This window comes from Photobacterium leiognathi (assembly GCF_030685535.1).
Taxonomy (GTDB): domain Bacteria; phylum Pseudomonadota; class Gammaproteobacteria; order Enterobacterales; family Vibrionaceae; genus Photobacterium; species Photobacterium leiognathi.
Genome location: NZ_CP131601.1, coordinates 1,042,102 through 1,058,017 on the forward strand (window position 1 = coordinate 1,042,102; position 15,916 = coordinate 1,058,017).

A 15,916-nucleotide genomic window follows, 5' to 3' on the forward strand; every position below is an offset into this window, starting at 1 on the left:
ATACGATGTAGTGAAAGCCCATACAATGTTATGGGCTTTTTTGTAACTAATGTGTAGTTGTTAAGTCTATCACTTTTCATTATGAGTGAATTTCTGTAGCATCGGCGCAGTTTTTTTAAAGCAATCGTATTACTAGGGAATTCTCATGGCCCAGATGTATTTCTATTACTCTGCAATGAATGCAGGGAAATCGACCACATTATTGCAATCTTCGTTTAATTACCGTGAAAGAGGCATGACGCCGCTTATTTTCACCGCTGCTATCGATAACCGTTATGGTGTGGGTAAAGTGACTTCTCGTATTGGTTTAGAAGAAGAAGCTGAGCTATTTAATTTAGAAGATGATTTATTCGAGCGAGTAAAAGCATTATCGAATAAAGGTAAAATTGACTGTGTATTAATTGATGAGTGCCAGTTCTTATCTAAAGCGCAGGTTTATCAATTAACGGAAGTGGTCGATAAACTCGATATTCCAGTTTTATGTTACGGCTTACGTACAGACTTCTTAGGGGAGCTTTTTGAAGGTAGTCGTTACTTATTATCGTGGGCTGATAAGTTAGTTGAACTAAAAACAATTTGTCACTGTGGTCGCAAGGCAAACATGGTGATCCGTCAAGATGAAACCGGTCGTGCTATTGCTGATGGTGATCAAGTTGAAATTGGTGGTAACGATCGTTATGTATCTGTATGCCGATTACATTATAAAGAAGCATTAGGTCGTTAATTATTTAATGATGAATAGGGATAGTCTTCTTTATTTAATCCAGTAATACGTAATTATTGCGAAACAAAAAGCCAGCTTATTTAGCCTGTCTCTTGATCACAAGTCATTGTGTTCAAGAGACTTAGCTAGTTCATATCCTTCAAGGATGGTTTGTAACCTAAACCATCCTTGCCATAATGTCTTTACAGAAGCGCGACCCGTCCGCTTGGTATCTTTCCAACCACCTAACCGTGCAATACTTTTGTAAGCCCACGATATATTTGGTGCTTCTTTGGGCAGCTTTTTCTTCTCCAATTTTAACCACATAAGCTTCCACGCTTTACCTTTTAACACCCGTTCACAACAGCTACTAGATAACTCTTTAGATTCGTTCATAAATCTTAACTGGAGTAAACGAGTAGCAATAAATGCCAAAATAACACTGAGCCTTTCTAAGTTATCTTTACTTTGCATTCTCAGTTGTTCAACTTGCGTGCCTTCACTTTTCCAAACCTTGTGAAAATCTTCTATCAGCCAACGACGCTCATAATAACTGACGATGTTAAGTGCTTCCTCTTTGTTCGTTACAGGCTCTGATGTCAGTAAATGCCATGCGAGCTTGTCGTCACTCTCACCTTGCTCTATACATCCAACATAGTAGAGAGAGATATTATCGAACTCTTTTTTATTAGCGGGAGACTTAAGTGTCACGGGAGCATATTTGATGTCTAGATGAGCCGTGCGAGACTTACGACCGCCTTTTTGCGGTATTTTTAGCTCTTTGCTTCATGCTGATAACAACTTGGAAGCGTAGTCATAAAGACGATTATCATGCTCCTCGATACAGCGACTTTGCATTGAGCGAACGATAAATCGTTGTTGTTGCTCGTGCTTGTAAGTGAGGTACTCGAATAAATCGGCTTCTCTATCACATACAGAAATAACCTCTGACATTTTCTCGCCTAGTCGCTCTGCAACATGGCGAGATGCTTGTTCCCATTTATAACTTTCTTTTTCTTTGTATGGTCGAGTTGCTGGTGTCTTTGACCACGTTTTTCAATATCTCGGGTCCAGCGTTGTTGTTCGATTAAACCAACTACAGTGTGAGTTTCGGGAGCAAAAAGCAATGTTGAATGAACGAACATTGCTCGGTGTCGATTACCTTGATTGGAATGCCCGAGTGTATCTTGTATGCTGTGATGTGAGTAACTTAGAGAAGTGGTATCTTCCAATGCAAGCAGTGTTTGTTGCTCTAAAGCTTCTTGTGCTGTGACATAGAATCCAGCTTCTGCAATATCTTCTGCTTTGATTTGGTCATTACGAATAAAGCGATAAGCCCCTTCCATATCGGCTGGGGAGATGATGAGTTTTGAGATAGGGATACCAGAGAGAGGTAGCTAGAGCAACGAGTCTTTGAGTGCGTCTTAGGTCATTAAGATCGGCTTGACCGAATTGTTTTTGAGCCCAAAGCGTTGGTTCTATATAGGTCATCATAATCATCCTTATCATTGCTTAGATGATCAGATCATGAAACATAAAATTAGTTCAAAAAAATCCCCAAGCATTGGCTTAGGGATTTGTGTATAAGAGACAGGCTTATTTAGCTGGCTTTTTCATAGTAACTGACTCTTGAATTATTGCTTATTGTGACGTTCTTGCAGTTTATTGGTCACATCTAACAACGATAAACCTTGATCTTGAAGCAGTACAAGTAGGTGATAGATCAAATCCGCTGATTCACATACTAATTCCGCCTTGTCACCCGACGTTGCCGCAAGCGCGACTTCAACGCCTTCTTCGCCCACTTTTTGCGAAATACGCTTGGTGCCACGGGCGTAGAGGCTCGCTGTGTAGGAAGACTCAGGATCTGCACCTTTACGACTCGCCAAGAGCTGCTCAAGTTGATGAAGGAAGACCAGTGATGGTGGTTGGGCACCGCTTTCATCAGAATCAAAACAGGTGGTTGTGTTTAAGTGGCAAGTTGGACCAATCGGATCGACTTGTACTAATAAGGTGTCTTGGTCACAATCCAGCTGAATACTTTTAAGTTGCAGCACGTTGCCTGATGTTTCACCTTTGGTCCACAGGCGCTCTTTGGTGCGAGACCAGAAGGTTACTTGCTTGGTATCAAGTGTCTTTTGAAGAGCATCTTCGTTCATGTAGCCAAGCATTAGCACTTGACCACTGGCATTATCTTGAACAATAGCAGGGATCAGTCCGGCTACTTTTTCCCAATTGATGTTGGTTAATAAACTCATAGTCGGATCTCCACATTTTGCGTTTTCAGAAATTGCTTTAACTCACCAATATTGATGATTTGTTTATGGAAAACAGAGGCCGCTAAAGCACCATCAACATTCGCAAGCTTAAAGGCATCGCTAAAGTGTTGCATTTCGCCTGCACCACCAGAAGCAATCAAAGGTACATTACATATACTGCGTACCATGTTGAGTTGTTCTAAGTCGTAACCATTACGGACGCCATCTTGATTCATCATGTTCAGTACGATTTCACCAGCGCCACGACGTTGAACTTCTTCAACCCAATCACGTGTTTGCCATTGGGTTGCTTTGGTGCGGCTTTCATCTCCTGTAAATTGATATACCTGATATTGACCTGTTTCAGCGTCAAAATAGGAATCAATACCGACCACAATACATTGCACACCGAACTTATCCGCCAGTGTAGTGATTAATGTTGGATCTGCCAGAGCTGGTGAATTGATAGAAACTTTATCTGCACCAAATTGAAGAATACGGCTCGCATCGTCGGCTGATTTAATACCACCTGCCACACAGAATGGAATATCAATCACTTCTGCAACGCGAGAAACCCAGCTTTTATCAACAACACGACCGTCACTTGATGCGGTAATATCGTAGAAAACCAGTTCATCTGCGCCTTCTTCAGCGTAACGTTTGGCTAGCGGTACAATGTCGCCAATGATTTCGTGGTTACGAAATTGGACGCCTTTTACAACCTGACCATCACGTACGTCTAAACAAGGAATAATACGTTTAGCTAACATTGTGGTCTCCTTAATTGTTCCAGCATGTAAAGGCTTGCTTGGCAGTAAATTTGCCGTCAAGTAGGGCACGACCGACAATCACACCAGCTACGCCTGAGCCTTTTAATGCCGAAATATCATCCAGCGAGCCAATGCCGCCAGATGATTGAAATTGTACTTGTGGATATTGACGACAAAGATCGACATACAGCTCGACATTCGAGCCAGCTAATGTGCCATCGCGAGAAATGTCAGTACACAGCACGTGTTTTAAACCCACTTTTAGAAAATCGTCGAGTAGGGCTTCAATAGTGACGCCTGAATCTTCTTGCCAACCAGAGACAGCAACAATGCGGTTACCGTCGTCATCAATATTGATATCCAGTGCCAATACAATGTGCTCAGCACCGTATTTTTCCATCCAACCTTTTACCATTTCTGGCTGTTTAACTGCGGTTGAACCTATCACTACGCGTTTAGCGCCAGCGCTTAACAGATCTGCGACGTCTTGTTCTGTGCGTACGCCACCACCAATTTGTACATTGGCTGGTGTGCTTTTGAGTAGTTTTTCAATTAAAAATAACTGACGGGCTTGTGTATCTTTTGCGCCCGTTAAATCAACCAAGTGGAGCCAGTTAGCGCCAGCTTGGTGGTAAAGATTAAATTGCTCTGCGGGATCGACTTTGTATTCTGTTACTTGTCCATAGTCGCCTTGGAATAGGCGTACCACTTGGCCTTCAATCAGATCTAATGCAGGAATAATCATAACAAGTCCTTTTGTTATCGTTATAGTTCGAGGAAGTTTTGAATGAGTTTCGCGCCAGCTTTACTTGAACGCTCTGGGTGAAATTGCACCCCGTAGTAATTGCCGCTTTGTACTGCAGCCGTAAAGCTTTGACCATATTGCGCGCTGGCGATGGTTTTGCCACCTTGCTGCGCGGTATGATCAAATACAGGCATGGCGTAACTATGAACGAAATAAAAATAGCTTCCCGCAGGAATACCTTTAAATAGTGGGTGATTATCTTCCGGTGTAATGGTGTTCCAACCCATATGTGGCAGCGGTAAACCCTCTGCTTGGATTTTCTCTACAGAAGCATCACACAAATCTAGGCAGGGAATAATTTCACTGCCATTTTGACCGTGCTCTTGTGATTCTTTACCAAGTAATTGCATACCTAAACAAATCCCCAACAGCGGTTTAGTCACTTGTTTTACTAAGCTAACTAAATCACGCTGTTGTAGGTTCTGCATTGCTTCACTGGCAGTACCTACACCCGGAAGAAAGAGCTTATCGGCAGCAAGTACAACTTCTGGATCTTTGCTGACTTTCACCTGATAGCCAAGACGTTCAATAGCAAAGCGAACAGAAGAGACATTGGCACAGCCAGTATCAATAATGACGACGCGCTGCTGAGTATTGGTTGCTGTCATTACAACACTCCTTTACTGCTTGGTAGCTCGTTACCTTCAACTTTAATCGCTTGGCGTAATGTGCGCCCGAACGCTTTAAATAGGCTTTCAACGATGTGGTGATCGTTATTACCTGATGACGATAAGTGCAGAGTACAAGCGAGCGTATCAGTTAAAGAGCGGAAGAAATGCGGCACCATTTCCGTTGATAAATCACCTACTTGATCACGACTAAATTGCGCATCAAATTTCAAATACGGACGACCAGATAAATCTAACGCACATTGGGCTAAGCATTCATCCATCGGTAGGCTAAAGCCAAAGCGACCAATGCCACGTTTATCACCTAAGGCTTTTTTCAATGCTTCACCTAACGCAAGTGCGGCATCTTCAACACTGTGGTGATCATCGATGTGTAAATCACCATCAACAGTTAAGGTCATTTGGAAACCACCGTGCGTGGCGATTTGATCTAGCATGTGATCAAAAAAGCCAAGACCTGTTGAAATGGTATTGCCGCCAGTTTGATCTAAATTCACTTTAACGCGAATGTCAGTCTCTTTGGTGGTTCGTATTACTTCAGCAATGCGAGGTTGGGTGGTTAAATCAGTTAAAATCTGCATCCAATTCATGGTTTCAGGATTGTACTGAATACCACGAATTGCCATGTTTTCAGCAAGCTGTAGATCGGTAATACGATCGCCAATGACCGCAGAAGTTTCGAAATCCACACGACCTTGCTGAAGGTACTCTTTGACAAGTCCAAGCTTAGGCTTACGACAACTACAACCTTCGTTATCAAAGTGAGGACAGATCAGTACATCGCTAAATACCACACCTTGTGATTCGAAGATTTCCATCATCATGTTATGTGGTGCGTCGAAATCCGCTTGTGGGTAGCTATCTGTACCTAAACCATCTTGGTTTGTCACCATCACTAGTTTGTAGCCTGCGCTTTGCAAAGCCAGCAGTGCAGGGATCACATTCGGTTCAAATTTAAGTTTATCTAAACGGTCTACTTGAAAGTCTACTGGCGGCTCAACAATTAAGGTGCCGTCACGGTCAATAAATAAAATCTTTTCCTTGCTCACAATCAACGTCCTTATTGTTGTTCTAATTGGCTACGAATAAAGGCGAGCGTTTTTTCACACTCATCACGATTACCTACACTGATTCGTATACAGTTTTCAATTGGAGAGCGGCGTAAAATAATGCCGTTATCCCATAATGCTTTAAATAGTTGATCCGCATTAGGGAATTTAACCAGTAGGTAATTACCGTAGCCATCAAATACGGTTACGCCATCTAACATGCTTAAACCCGCTTGTAAGTAAGCGCGGTTAGCGCTGATATCAAGCACTTGGAATTTTGTTCGTGCTCGACCTGCTTCTGATAGGGCTTGTACTGCAATTTCAGTCACAGGTACAGGCACTGGGTAGGGTGCAATCACTTTAAGCAATACATCAATGATGTCGCTATTAGCAATGGTAAAGCCACAGCGCAAACCCGCTAAGGCAAATGCTTTTGATAGCGTACGAAGAATGACTAAATTCGGGTAGCTCGACAGTAAATCGCTGGCACTTTCTTCTAGGCAGAAATCGATATAGGCTTCATCAACCACGACTAGGGCTGAGTTTGCTGTCATATCTAACAGGGCTTCAATGTCTTTACGTGCTAATAAGTTACCTGTTGGGTTATTCGGGCTACAGACGAAAACAATTTTCACACCATCAAGGTTTTGTGAAATGGCCTCTAAATCTAATTGCCACTTGCTTGTAAGCGGAACAACTTTCGCATTCACATCGTAAGTTTCAGAACTGATGGCATACATGCCATACGTCGGTGGACAATATAAAATACTGTCTTGGTTTGGCTCACAAAAAGCGCGGATCAAAAGCTCAATACCTTCGTCGGCACCCCGTGAGGTTAATACTTGCTCGGGCTTTACATTGGCATAGTCAGCGTAAGCATTGATAAGCTCAGGTGGCTGACATTCGCTATAGCGATTTAATCGTGCAAGGCTAATGTTGTATTCGTTATCAAACGGTGATTCGTTGGCGTTTAACCAAATATCACCGTTACCGCCTAATCGACGGGCTGATTGGTAAGGGGTTAATTCACGTACTGTTTTACGTGCGAGTCTTGCCATCGTCATGATTTATCCCTCACGATTTGCCATTAATTTTTCAACGCGGATTGTTACGGCACGTTTGTGGGCATCAAGACCTTCGGCATCGGCAATCGTTGTTACGGTGTTCGCTAAACCTAGCAGACCATCTGCAGACAGCTCTTGTACTGTCATGCGTTTAGAGAAATCTGCTAAGCCTAAGCTTGAATAGGTGCGTGTATAGCCATAAGTCGGTAATACGTGGTTAGTACCAGAGGCATAATCACCAACAGATTCTGGTGACCAGTTACCTAAGAAAATAGAGCCTGCATTGTCCAGTAATGGCACTAAATCACGTGGCGTACGGGTTTGAACAATTAAGTGCTCAGGCCCATAGTTATTTGAAATCGCAATACACTGCGGTAATGTTTCTGCCACAATTAACAGGCTTGAACCTAATGCTTCTTTTGCAATATCAGCTCGTGATAATTCAGCGAGTTGACGTTGAATTGCATCTGCTGTTTTATCGGCAATGACTGGATCTGGTGTAACCAAAATAACTTGAGAATCAGGGCCATGCTCAGCCTGACTCAGAAGATCTGCGGCAATGAAATCAGGATCAGCATTGCTATCTGCAATAACTAAGACTTCTGATGGGCCTGCTGGCATATCAATCGCAGCACCGCGAAAATCATTACTCACTTGGCGTTTAGCTTCGGTGACAAAGGCATTGCCAGGGCCAAAGATCTTATCCACTTTGGCAACGGTTTCGCTGCCGTAGGCCATCGCTGCAACAGCTTGCGAGCCACCGACGTTGTACACTTCATCAATGCCACATAATTTGGCTACGTATAAGATTTCATCTGCGATCGGTGGTGGAGAGCACAACACGACTTTTTGACAGCCTGCAATTTTAGCTGGCACACCTAACATCAATACGGTTGATGGAAGGGGAGCACTACCGCCGGGAATGTATAAGCCGACAGAGTTAACCGGACGGGTCATTTGCTCACAAATAATCCCCGGTTGGGTTTCAACCCGCAGTGTTTGTTGTTTCTGTGCTTTATGAAACGTACTGATATTGTCGAATGCCTGCTGCAGTGCCACTTTCATTTGGTCGCTGATTCGTGAGCATGCTGCGTCTATCTCATCATTACTCACTTTTAAAGACGCAGGACGAATACCATCAAACTTTTCTGTAAGCTCTAGTAACGCTTCATCACCACGACGACGAACATCATCAATAACACCAGTTACAATCGCACTGATATTGGCGCCATTATTAACGGCTGGTCGAGCAAGTAGCTTTTCTCGCTGACTCTCACTTAGAGATTGCCATACAACTGTTTTCATCGATTACTCCATCATCTTCTCGATTGGCAATACTAGAATAGAGCTTGCGCCTAATTCTTTTAGCTGTTCCATTGTTTCCCAAAATAGATTTTCAGAACTCACTAAATGGATAGCAACACGAGATTTGTCTTCAGCAAGAGGAAGTACCGTTGGATCTTCAGCGCCCGGTAGTAGTAATTTGATTTGCTCAAGGCGATCCGTTGGTGCATGTAGCATGATGTATTTTGATTCTTTTGCTTGAATCACACCTTGCATACGAGTTAATAGACGTTCGATAAGTGCTTGTTTTTCATCATCTAAGGTTTCTGTTGATTGGATCAGAACGGCTTTTGAACGCAGGATAACTTCCGCTTCCTTAAGGCCATTCGCTTCAAGTGTTGCGCCTGTTGAAACCAAATCACAGATTGCATCAGCAAGCCCTGCACGAGGAGCAACTTCCACTGAACCGTTTAGCATACATGTGCTGAATTTCACGCCAAGATCATCCATGTAGCGTTTAACTAGCTGAGGGTAAGTCGTTGCAATGCGTTTGCCGTTAAGATCTTGGGGACCGTTGTATTCGGCATCTTTATCAATGGCAATAGAAAGGCGGCAACCACCGAAATCAAGGCGACGTAGTTTCTTATAATCTGATGGTTCACCACGCGCCTGACGCTCAAGGCTAACTTCTTCTAATTCGTTTTCGCCAATCACACCTAAATCAACCACACCATCCATGATCAGACCTGGAATGTCATCATCACGAACGAGTAGTAAATCGATAGGCATATTTTCAGCGTGGACAACTAGACGCTCACCAACCATATTGAATTTCACACCACAGCGTTTAAGCAGTGTTTGACATTCTTTGCTTAGACGGCCTTTTTTCTGAATCGCAATGCGTAGTCGTTGTGTTTGCATAGTCATTTCCCTGTCCTAATTCACTTAATTCAAAATCTGGTATTAAAAAACCCTCGGAAGTCTATTTCTTCCGAGGGTCTGAATTTGATTATTCCTTGTGACCACTGGAAGAATATGTTGTCTTCCAGGGTGAGGCGTATCCTCCCGAAAGACTAGTCAGGATGGTGATGGATATGATTGTTAGCCATTTGGATACGCATAATTAAATCTCTCTAACGCTTGATAGTGTTATTTTCTTGTTATCCACACTAACTAAGTGTGTTAGATATTGCAACACTATTTTTAACGTTTTAGTGGATTTATTTTTCTTTCCAAAAAAGCTTACGGTGACGTCACAATTGTCAGGTTTTATTTTATAAGATGTTGAGTTTTAAATATTTAAATAGATTTGTATTGAAGATGTTGTCGAGGTGTAAGGTATGTCTTTTCACTATGTTTTTTAGAAAAATAGACATTTTTCGAAACAATAGGCAATAAAAAACCGATCTAAAGATCGGTTTTTTGTTAGTTAGCTGTTAATGGTGATTTTGGCGTAAGTGCTAATTAGCCACAACACTTTTTAAATTTTTTACCGCTACCACATGGGCAAGGATCATTACGACCGACGGTTTTCTCACTTTTAACAGGAGAAGGTGGGGCTGCTTGCTCTACTGGTGGCGGCTCTGGGTATTCACCATCAATGTAAAACCAACATGATTGCCCATTGATTTCTTCTTTTAAAAAGCGAGAGCGCTCTTGAAGAATATATTCACTGCCTGCTTCTTTGTACATGGCTTTAAATTCAACAAAACCTTCGCCACTTTCAGCAATGTCACTGTTAAGAACATCTAGCCCTAACCATTTTAAATTCACTGATTCTGCAATTGCATCACGGTGTTGTTCTGCTTCACAGCTAGGATGGTAAGTTTGAACAACGAAATCAACTAATCCCAGTACATGGGCACTATAACGTGCACGCATTAATTGTTCTGGATGTAATGCTTTAGCATGATCAAGGTGAATTGGTTTACAGCACTCAATCAGCGGTTTGTTACTACCACAAGGACACTGTGACGTATGTTTAGACATGTTTAATTTGCTAGCGTTTGCTCATATTCAGCCGACCATTTTACTGACTCTAAATAGTAATCTGCAATGCTAGATTCATTGATCTTTAATGCGTCACTGTATTTCTTCACTAAAGGCCAGTTAGCCTGATCGTAAGCATCAGTAAGATTTAAAATTGCGCCAAGCGGTCCTACGCGTTTAGTTAAGGCGAGTTTTACTTGCTCGCTTAACGGAAGATGTTTCAATAATTCATCTAATGGCTGGTCTAACAATGAATCTAATAAAGAGAATAGGCCAGTTAAAAATGCCTGATTGCCGTTATCTTTAGGGACTCGGGTGCGATAAAGTTGTTCACAAAAGTGTGCCCGTTGTAACGATAAGTTATACAGTGATGGTGGCTTATTCTCTACCGCATGAGAGGTTGCAACAAAGGTAATAAAGCGTCTTAGCTTTTCTTCACCCAAGAAGATCAGCGCCTGTTTAAATGAAGTAACGGGCTTTGATCGCGTTGATGTCATGGCATTAACGTGACGCAACAACTTATAAGATAAGGTGACATCTGTTGCGATGATTTCTTCCACTTTGTCGTAATCGACCTCTGCCACGCAAATCTCTTTAAATAAACGTAAGGTGGTAATAGAAGAAGGTTTTAAAGATTTACGTTGAATTAATTCAGGTTTGCTAAAAAAGAAGCCTTGGAATAGATCAAAACCTGCATCATAAGCTTGTTGATACTCTTCCTGAGTTTCGACTTTTTCAGCTAAGAATCGAAGTTTGGTTTTTTCTTTATAGAACTTAATAAAGCGAGCGGCTTTCTCTATAGAAATAATGCGGATATCAAATTTGATGATATGAATGTAAGGCATAAACCGATTCCAAGCCTCACTTGGAATAAAGTCATCTAATGCTAAGGTATAACCTTTTTGATGCAGTTGTTTTATCGCTTCAAATAGTTCATCTGTAGGAGAGCAACTTTCCAGAATTTCGATGATAAAGCTTTGTTTTGGGAAAAGAAATGGTGTTCCTGATACAAGTGAATTGTATGGGAAATTTACAAAGGCACGTTTACCTGATGTTAATTGTACCTCACCAGCCGTACTGAAAAAGTTATCGTTAAGAAGACGGTTGGTCGCTTGCTCATCACCAATATTAGGAAAGCAGTTATCCGGACCATCTCTGAACAATAGCTCATAACCGATAGTATGCTTATTACGATTTAAAATAGGTTGTCGAGCAATATATGAAAACATGTAATTCTACAGAAAAAGTTAAAAATTATTTATTTTTAATATTGTTATTATCGAGAAAATCATATCAAAAATTGTTAATTAGCAAAGTGATGGTTTTAACAATATTTAAATAAAATGCGTGCTACAAAAAAAGCCTCATTTAAATGTATGTTTTATGCTCAATCGGAGCTAAAAAGCCTAAGAATTTTTATTGTGAGTATTTGTTGAGCGAATAAAAATGGTCAGGGGTACGTTTTAGCGTCATAATGGCGACCACTATCGGATGCTTGTCATTTATTCTTGAGTTATCTGATTTACCCTTTGAATATACTGTTAAATCCTATTTGTGCAACTTATGTCTATATTTACCTTGATACAAGCGGGATTGCTTGTTGGTGGTAGTGTTTTTATTGTGATGCTGATTAGAGCATGGCGAAGAAACCGGAAGCAGGAAGCAGATACACGTATTATTCCCGTCGCCTTGATTGGTGGTTTTGCAAACTTCTGTGACACCCTTGGTGTTGGAAGTTTCGCTATTATGACAGCAGGTTATAAACAATTTAAGCTTATTGACGATCAGGTACTGCCTGGTACGTTAAATTGCCAAGCCGTTTTAGCGACGGTCGTACAGGCTCTCATATTTCTTACTGCTGTTAATGTCGACTCTGTTACTTTACTTAGTTTGGTTGTTTCAGCCTGTTTAGGTGCGACGGTCGGTGCGCGATTAGTATCGAACTGGGATCGCCAGCTTATTCGTATTGTAATGAGTGGTGCCTTGCTAGTGGTGGCAGGCTTAATGCTAGCGGGTCAGTTAAAGCTATTCCCGCTTGGCGGAACCAGTTTAGGCTTAACAGGATGGAAGTTGGCAGTCGGTATTGCAGGTAACTTCTTATTTGGCGCATTAATGACGGTAGGTATTGGTTTATACGCACCATGTATGACGATGATCTACATGTTGGGTATGAATCCGTTAGCGGCATTCCCTGTGATGATGTGCTCATGTGGCTTCTTAGGTTTCTTCTCGGCAGGTGGTTTCCTTCGCCGTAATAAGATCAATAGCCGAGCTTCTGTTGCTGTAGCAATTACAGGTCCTATTGGGGTGGTGATTGCTGCATATCTAGTGAAATCACTGGATATGAAGGTATTAGCATGGCTAGTGTGTGGCGTGGTGCTTTACACCTCAATTACTATGTATCGTTCTTGGGCTACTGATAGAAAGCAGCTGAAGAAAATGAATGTCGAACATAAGACAGCATAAAAGAAAAGGTACGCTCGATGCGTACCTTTTTTATTGGGACTGACTTTGCTCAAAAGCGCGTGTTTCTAGTTGATAACCATCAGGGGTTACCACAAGTACAGAGCCATGTTCGTACCAATCACCCAGCACAATACGTGTCGCTGGTTTATCATCAACGGTGAGTGAGTGAATATCAGGTCGGTGAGTATGACCATGGATCATTTGATCAACATGGAACTCTTCCATTACACGGACGACTTCACTAGCTGTCACATCCATGATGGATTGGCTTTTCATCTGATTATTTTTGCTACTGTTGTTTCTAAATTTCTCACCAATTTGGATACGTTTAGAAAGTGGGATACGGAAAAATAACCATTGAATAAACTTGTTGTGCACTTTCTTGCGATAACGTTGATACGCTTCATCTTCAATACACAGCGTATCACCGTGTAAGATCAGCGTTGGTTTATCATAAAGATCAACCACCGAGTGCTCAGGTAATAGTTGAACCCCTGTTTGCTGACTAAAACGTTTGCCGATCAGAAAATCACGATTACCGTGAACAAAGTAGCAGGGGATGCCCGAATCTGTCAGTGTTTTAAAAGCCTGTTTGATTTGCTGTAAGAAAGGCGACTCTTCATCATCACCGATCCACATTTCAAACAGATCGCCAAGCACATATAAAGCATCGATATTAGTGGTGTCTTCTGCCATAAAACGCAGAAAACAATCCGTCATATCAGGGCGGCTAGCACTTAAGTGCAGATCTGAAATAAATAGTGTTGTCATATGAAAAAAGGGTAGCAGATAGCTACCCTTGATAAATTAAGAAGACTTATTCTTCGATTGTTACGCTTTCGATAACAACCTCTTCAACTGGCACATCAGAGTGGTAACCGTGACGACCAGTTTTCACTGCTTTGATCTTGTTAACAACGTCCATACCTTCAACAACAGCACCGAATACACAGTAGCCCCAGCCACTCATGTTTTCGCCAGTGAAGTCTAGGAAGTTGTTGTCTTTAACGTTGATGAAGAACTGAGAGCTTGCAGAGTGAGGAGCGTTAGTACGCGCCATTGCAAGTGTACCAGTCTTGTTGCTAAGACCGTTGTTTGCTTCGTTCTTGATTGGTGCACGTGTTTCTTTTTCTTCCATACCCGGTGCCATGCCACCGCCTTGGATCATGAAACCATCGATAACACGGTGGAAAATAGTACCGTTGTAGAAACCATCACGGCAGTATTGAAGGAAGTTTGCACATGTCTCAGGTGCTTGTTCTTCGAATAGGTTAATTTGGATGTCACCAAAATTTGTGTGAAGGGTAATCATGATCTTTTCCTTAATGGAGTATTTTCTTTTAAGAGCCGAATATTAACTTACCATAGCCTGCTCAGACAAACATTACCCGATCAATCGATGACTAATTGCTAAAATAGCATTCATCAAAGGATTTTCCTTGCCAACAAAAGGCATAAAAGGTGTAATTACCTTTCTAAATTTGTACCCCCATAATATGAGTAATGAAGAGACATGTTAAAGATCTATAACTCGCTCACACGACAGAAAGAGGCATTCACCCCAATCCAGCCTGGTAAAGTAGGCATGTACGTCTGTGGAGTAACGATCTACGATTTGTGTCACATTGGACACGGTCGTACGTTTGTATCTTTTGACGTGGTTTCTCGTTACCTTCGCTATTCTGGTTACGATCTTACTTTTGTTCGTAATATCACAGACATTGATGACAAGATCATCAAGCGTGCTGCTGAAAATGGCGAAAGTTGTGAATCATTAACTGAACGTTTGATCGGTGAAATGCATGCGGATTTCGATGCATTAGGTATGAAACGTCCAGACGTTGAGCCTCGTGCGACACAGTTTATTGCAGAAATTATCGCACTTTGTGAGCGCCTAATTGAGCGTGGTTTTGCTTATGTTGCATCAAATGGCGATGTGATGTTTGAAGTGAGTAAGTTTGAAGATTACGGTCGTCTATCTAAGCAAGATCTTGATCAACTTCAAGCTGGCGCACGTGTTGATATCGAAACGGCGAAGCGTAGCCCACTAGACTTCGTACTATGGAAAATGTCTAAGCCAGGTGAACCTACATGGGAATCACCATGGGGTCCAGGTCGTCCAGGTTGGCACATTGAATGTTCAGCAATGAACTCTGCAATCTTAGGCGAGCACTTTGATATTCACGGTGGCGGCTCAGATCTTCAATTCCCGCACCATGAAAATGAAATCGCACAATCTTGCTGTGCGCACGATACTCAGTATGTAAATACTTGGATGCACAGTGGCATGGTAATGGTTGATCGCGAGAAGATGTCTAAGTCATTAGGTAACTTCTTCACGATTCGTGATGTATTAAACCACTATGATCCTGAAACTGTACGTTACTTCCTAATGTCTGGTCACTACCGTAGCCAGCTAAACTACAGCGAAGAGAACTTGAAACAAGCACGTTCTGCACTAGAGCGTCTATACACATCACTTCGTGGTCTTGATACGTCTGTTGAAGCGGCTGGTGGTGAAGAGTTTGTTGCTCGTTTTAAAGAAGCAATGGATGATGATTTCAACACACCTGAAGCTTACTCTGTGCTATTTGATATGGCGCGTGAGATCAACCGCCTGAAAGCTGACGACGTAGCGGCGGCATCGGTATTAGGTGCACGTATGCGTGAGCTTGCTGATGTGCTAGGTCTTCTATCTCAAGAGCCTGAAACTTTCCTACAAGGTGGTGCAGGTGAAGATGATGATGTGGCAGAAATTGAAGCATTGATCCAACAACGTCTTGATGCGCGTGCAGCAAAAGACTGGGCAGCAGCGGATGAAGCGCGTGATAAGCTAATGGCAATGGGTATCATCTTAGAAGATGGTGCACAGGGCACAACATGGCGTCGTAAGTAATTA

15 protein-coding genes, 1 pseudogene and 1 other annotated feature are annotated in these 15,916 nt (G+C 42.1%); of the genes and pseudogenes, 3 read left to right on the plus strand and 13 right to left on the minus strand.

What is annotated here, in order from left to right; translation table 11 throughout:
• Positions 1–145 precede the first annotated feature (145 nt).
• Entirely contained in the window at positions 146–724 is a 579-nt protein-coding gene (locus Q7674_RS12045; RefSeq protein WP_023932960.1) for a thymidine kinase, read from the plus strand.
• Positions 725–820: 96 nt separating this feature from the next.
• Here Q7674_RS12045 and Q7674_RS12050 read toward each other — a convergent pair.
• The 11 genes and pseudogenes from Q7674_RS12050 to Q7674_RS12100 all read right to left on the minus strand — a co-directional run bounded on the left by Q7674_RS12050 (position 821) and on the right by Q7674_RS12100 (position 11,780).
• Positions 821–2,194, minus strand: a pseudogene (locus tag Q7674_RS12050) (IS4 family transposase).
• Positions 2,195–2,337: 143 nt separating this feature from the next.
• The gene (hisIE, locus tag Q7674_RS12055; protein ID WP_045063983.1) at positions 2,338–2,961 is read right to left on the minus strand and encodes a bifunctional phosphoribosyl-AMP cyclohydrolase/phosphoribosyl-ATP diphosphatase HisIE; all 624 of its coding nucleotides are present in this window, start codon (positions 2,959–2,961) and stop codon (positions 2,338–2,340) included.
• On the minus strand, positions 2,958–3,731 hold the full coding sequence (gene hisF / locus Q7674_RS12060; RefSeq protein WP_045063981.1) for an imidazole glycerol phosphate synthase subunit HisF: 774 nt from the start codon (positions 3,729–3,731) through the stop codon (positions 2,958–2,960). The genes hisIE and hisF overlap by 4 nt, the downstream gene beginning before the upstream one ends.
• A 10-nt stretch (positions 3,732–3,741) precedes the next feature.
• Positions 3,742–4,476, minus strand: coding sequence for a 1-(5-phosphoribosyl)-5-[(5-phosphoribosylamino)methylideneamino]imidazole-4-carboxamide isomerase (gene hisA / locus Q7674_RS12065; RefSeq protein ID WP_045063979.1), 735 nt, complete (start codon positions 4,474–4,476; stop codon positions 3,742–3,744).
• Between the two features lie 20 nt (positions 4,477–4,496).
• Positions 4,497–5,144 carry an imidazole glycerol phosphate synthase subunit HisH gene (gene hisH / locus Q7674_RS12070; protein ID WP_045063978.1) on the minus strand — a complete coding sequence of 216 codons (648 nt, stop codon included), beginning with the start codon at positions 5,142–5,144 and terminating at the stop codon, positions 4,497–4,499.
• Positions 5,144–6,214, minus strand: coding sequence for a bifunctional histidinol-phosphatase/imidazoleglycerol-phosphate dehydratase HisB (gene hisB, locus Q7674_RS12075; protein ID WP_080892210.1), 1,071 nt, complete (start codon positions 6,212–6,214; stop codon positions 5,144–5,146). Before hisB ends, hisH begins: the two co-directional genes overlap by 1 nt.
• Positions 6,215–6,225: 11 nt before the next feature.
• On the minus strand, positions 6,226–7,272 hold the full coding sequence (gene hisC, locus Q7674_RS12080) for a histidinol-phosphate transaminase (protein ID WP_045063987.1): 1,047 nt from the start codon (positions 7,270–7,272) through the stop codon (positions 6,226–6,228).
• A 9-nt stretch (positions 7,273–7,281) separates the two neighbouring features.
• Positions 7,282–8,583: a histidinol dehydrogenase gene (gene hisD, locus Q7674_RS12085; RefSeq protein WP_045063976.1), complete on the minus strand. Its 1,302-nt coding sequence runs from the start codon at positions 8,581–8,583 to the stop codon at positions 7,282–7,284.
• A 3-nt stretch (positions 8,584–8,586) separates the two neighbouring features.
• Complete coding sequence (gene hisG / locus Q7674_RS12090; protein ID WP_023932947.1) at positions 8,587–9,483, minus strand: ATP phosphoribosyltransferase; 897 nt, start codon at positions 9,481–9,483, stop codon at positions 8,587–8,589.
• 41 nt (positions 9,484–9,524) lie between these two features.
• Positions 9,525–9,660: a sequence feature (His leader region), on the minus strand.
• A gap of 366 nt (positions 9,661–10,026) precedes the next feature.
• Positions 10,027–10,551 (minus strand): YchJ family metal-binding protein, encoded by a 525-nt coding sequence (locus tag Q7674_RS12095; protein ID WP_045063974.1) that lies wholly within the window; start codon positions 10,549–10,551, stop codon positions 10,027–10,029.
• A 2-nt stretch (positions 10,552–10,553) separates the two neighbouring features.
• Complete coding sequence (locus Q7674_RS12100; protein ID WP_305423855.1) at positions 10,554–11,780, minus strand: EAL and HDOD domain-containing protein; 1,227 nt, start codon at positions 11,778–11,780, stop codon at positions 10,554–10,556.
• 334 nt (positions 11,781–12,114) lie between these two features.
• Here Q7674_RS12100 and Q7674_RS12105 point away from each other — a divergent pair, with 334 nt between their 5' ends.
• On the plus strand, positions 12,115–13,017 hold the full coding sequence (locus Q7674_RS12105; RefSeq protein WP_045063973.1) for a sulfite exporter TauE/SafE family protein: 903 nt from the start codon (positions 12,115–12,117) through the stop codon (positions 13,015–13,017).
• A gap of 30 nt (positions 13,018–13,047) precedes the next feature.
• Here the strand turns inward: Q7674_RS12105 and lpxH are convergent, their stop codons facing one another.
• Positions 13,048–13,788: a UDP-2,3-diacylglucosamine diphosphatase gene (lpxH, locus tag Q7674_RS12110; protein ID WP_045063971.1), complete on the minus strand. Its 741-nt coding sequence runs from the start codon at positions 13,786–13,788 to the stop codon at positions 13,048–13,050.
• Between the two features lie 46 nt (positions 13,789–13,834).
• Positions 13,835–14,329 carry a peptidylprolyl isomerase gene (locus Q7674_RS12115; RefSeq protein WP_045063970.1) on the minus strand — a complete coding sequence of 165 codons (495 nt, stop codon included), beginning with the start codon at positions 14,327–14,329 and terminating at the stop codon, positions 13,835–13,837.
• Positions 14,330–14,530: 201 nt separating this feature from the next.
• Here Q7674_RS12115 and cysS point away from each other — a divergent pair, with 201 nt between their 5' ends.
• Entirely contained in the window at positions 14,531–15,913 is a 1,383-nt protein-coding gene (cysS, locus tag Q7674_RS12120) for a cysteine--tRNA ligase (protein ID WP_045063968.1), read from the plus strand.
• The last annotated feature ends 3 nt before the right edge of the window (positions 15,914–15,916 follow it).

What these genes read in the sequence shown, in the direction of transcription:
- Q7674_RS12045 (WP_023932960.1), top strand. Translation starts at nt 146, where the DNA reads ATGGCCCAGATGTATTTCTATTACTCTGCAATGAATGCAGGGAAATCG.
- hisIE (WP_045063983.1), bottom strand. Translation starts at nt 2,961, where the DNA reads ATGAGTTTATTAACCAACATCAATTGGGAAAAAGTAGCCGGACTGATC.
- hisF (WP_045063981.1), bottom strand. Translation starts at nt 3,731, where the DNA reads ATGTTAGCTAAACGTATTATTCCTTGTTTAGACGTACGTGATGGTCAG.
- hisA (WP_045063979.1), bottom strand. Translation starts at nt 4,476, where the DNA reads ATGATTATTCCTGCATTAGATCTGATTGAAGGCCAAGTGGTACGCCTA.
- hisH (WP_045063978.1), bottom strand. Translation starts at nt 5,144, where the DNA reads ATGACAGCAACCAATACTCAGCAGCGCGTCGTCATTATTGATACTGGC.
- hisC (WP_045063987.1), bottom strand. Translation starts at nt 7,272, where the DNA reads ATGGCAAGACTCGCACGTAAAACAGTACGTGAATTAACCCCTTACCAA.
- hisD (WP_045063976.1), bottom strand. Translation starts at nt 8,583, where the DNA reads ATGAAAACAGTTGTATGGCAATCTCTAAGTGAGAGTCAGCGAGAAAAG.
- hisG (WP_023932947.1), bottom strand. Translation starts at nt 9,483, where the DNA reads ATGCAAACACAACGACTACGCATTGCGATTCAGAAAAAAGGCCGTCTA.
- Q7674_RS12095 (WP_045063974.1), bottom strand. Translation starts at nt 10,551, where the DNA reads ATGTCTAAACATACGTCACAGTGTCCTTGTGGTAGTAACAAACCGCTG.
- Q7674_RS12100 (WP_305423855.1), bottom strand. Translation starts at nt 11,780, where the DNA reads ATGTTTTCATATATTGCTCGACAACCTATTTTAAATCGTAATAAGCAT.
- Q7674_RS12105 (WP_045063973.1), top strand. Translation starts at nt 12,115, where the DNA reads ATGTCTATATTTACCTTGATACAAGCGGGATTGCTTGTTGGTGGTAGT.
- lpxH (WP_045063971.1), bottom strand. Translation starts at nt 13,788, where the DNA reads ATGACAACACTATTTATTTCAGATCTGCACTTAAGTGCTAGCCGCCCT.
- Q7674_RS12115 (WP_045063970.1), bottom strand. Translation starts at nt 14,329, where the DNA reads ATGATTACCCTTCACACAAATTTTGGTGACATCCAAATTAACCTATTC.
- cysS (WP_045063968.1), top strand. Translation starts at nt 14,531, where the DNA reads ATGTTAAAGATCTATAACTCGCTCACACGACAGAAAGAGGCATTCACC.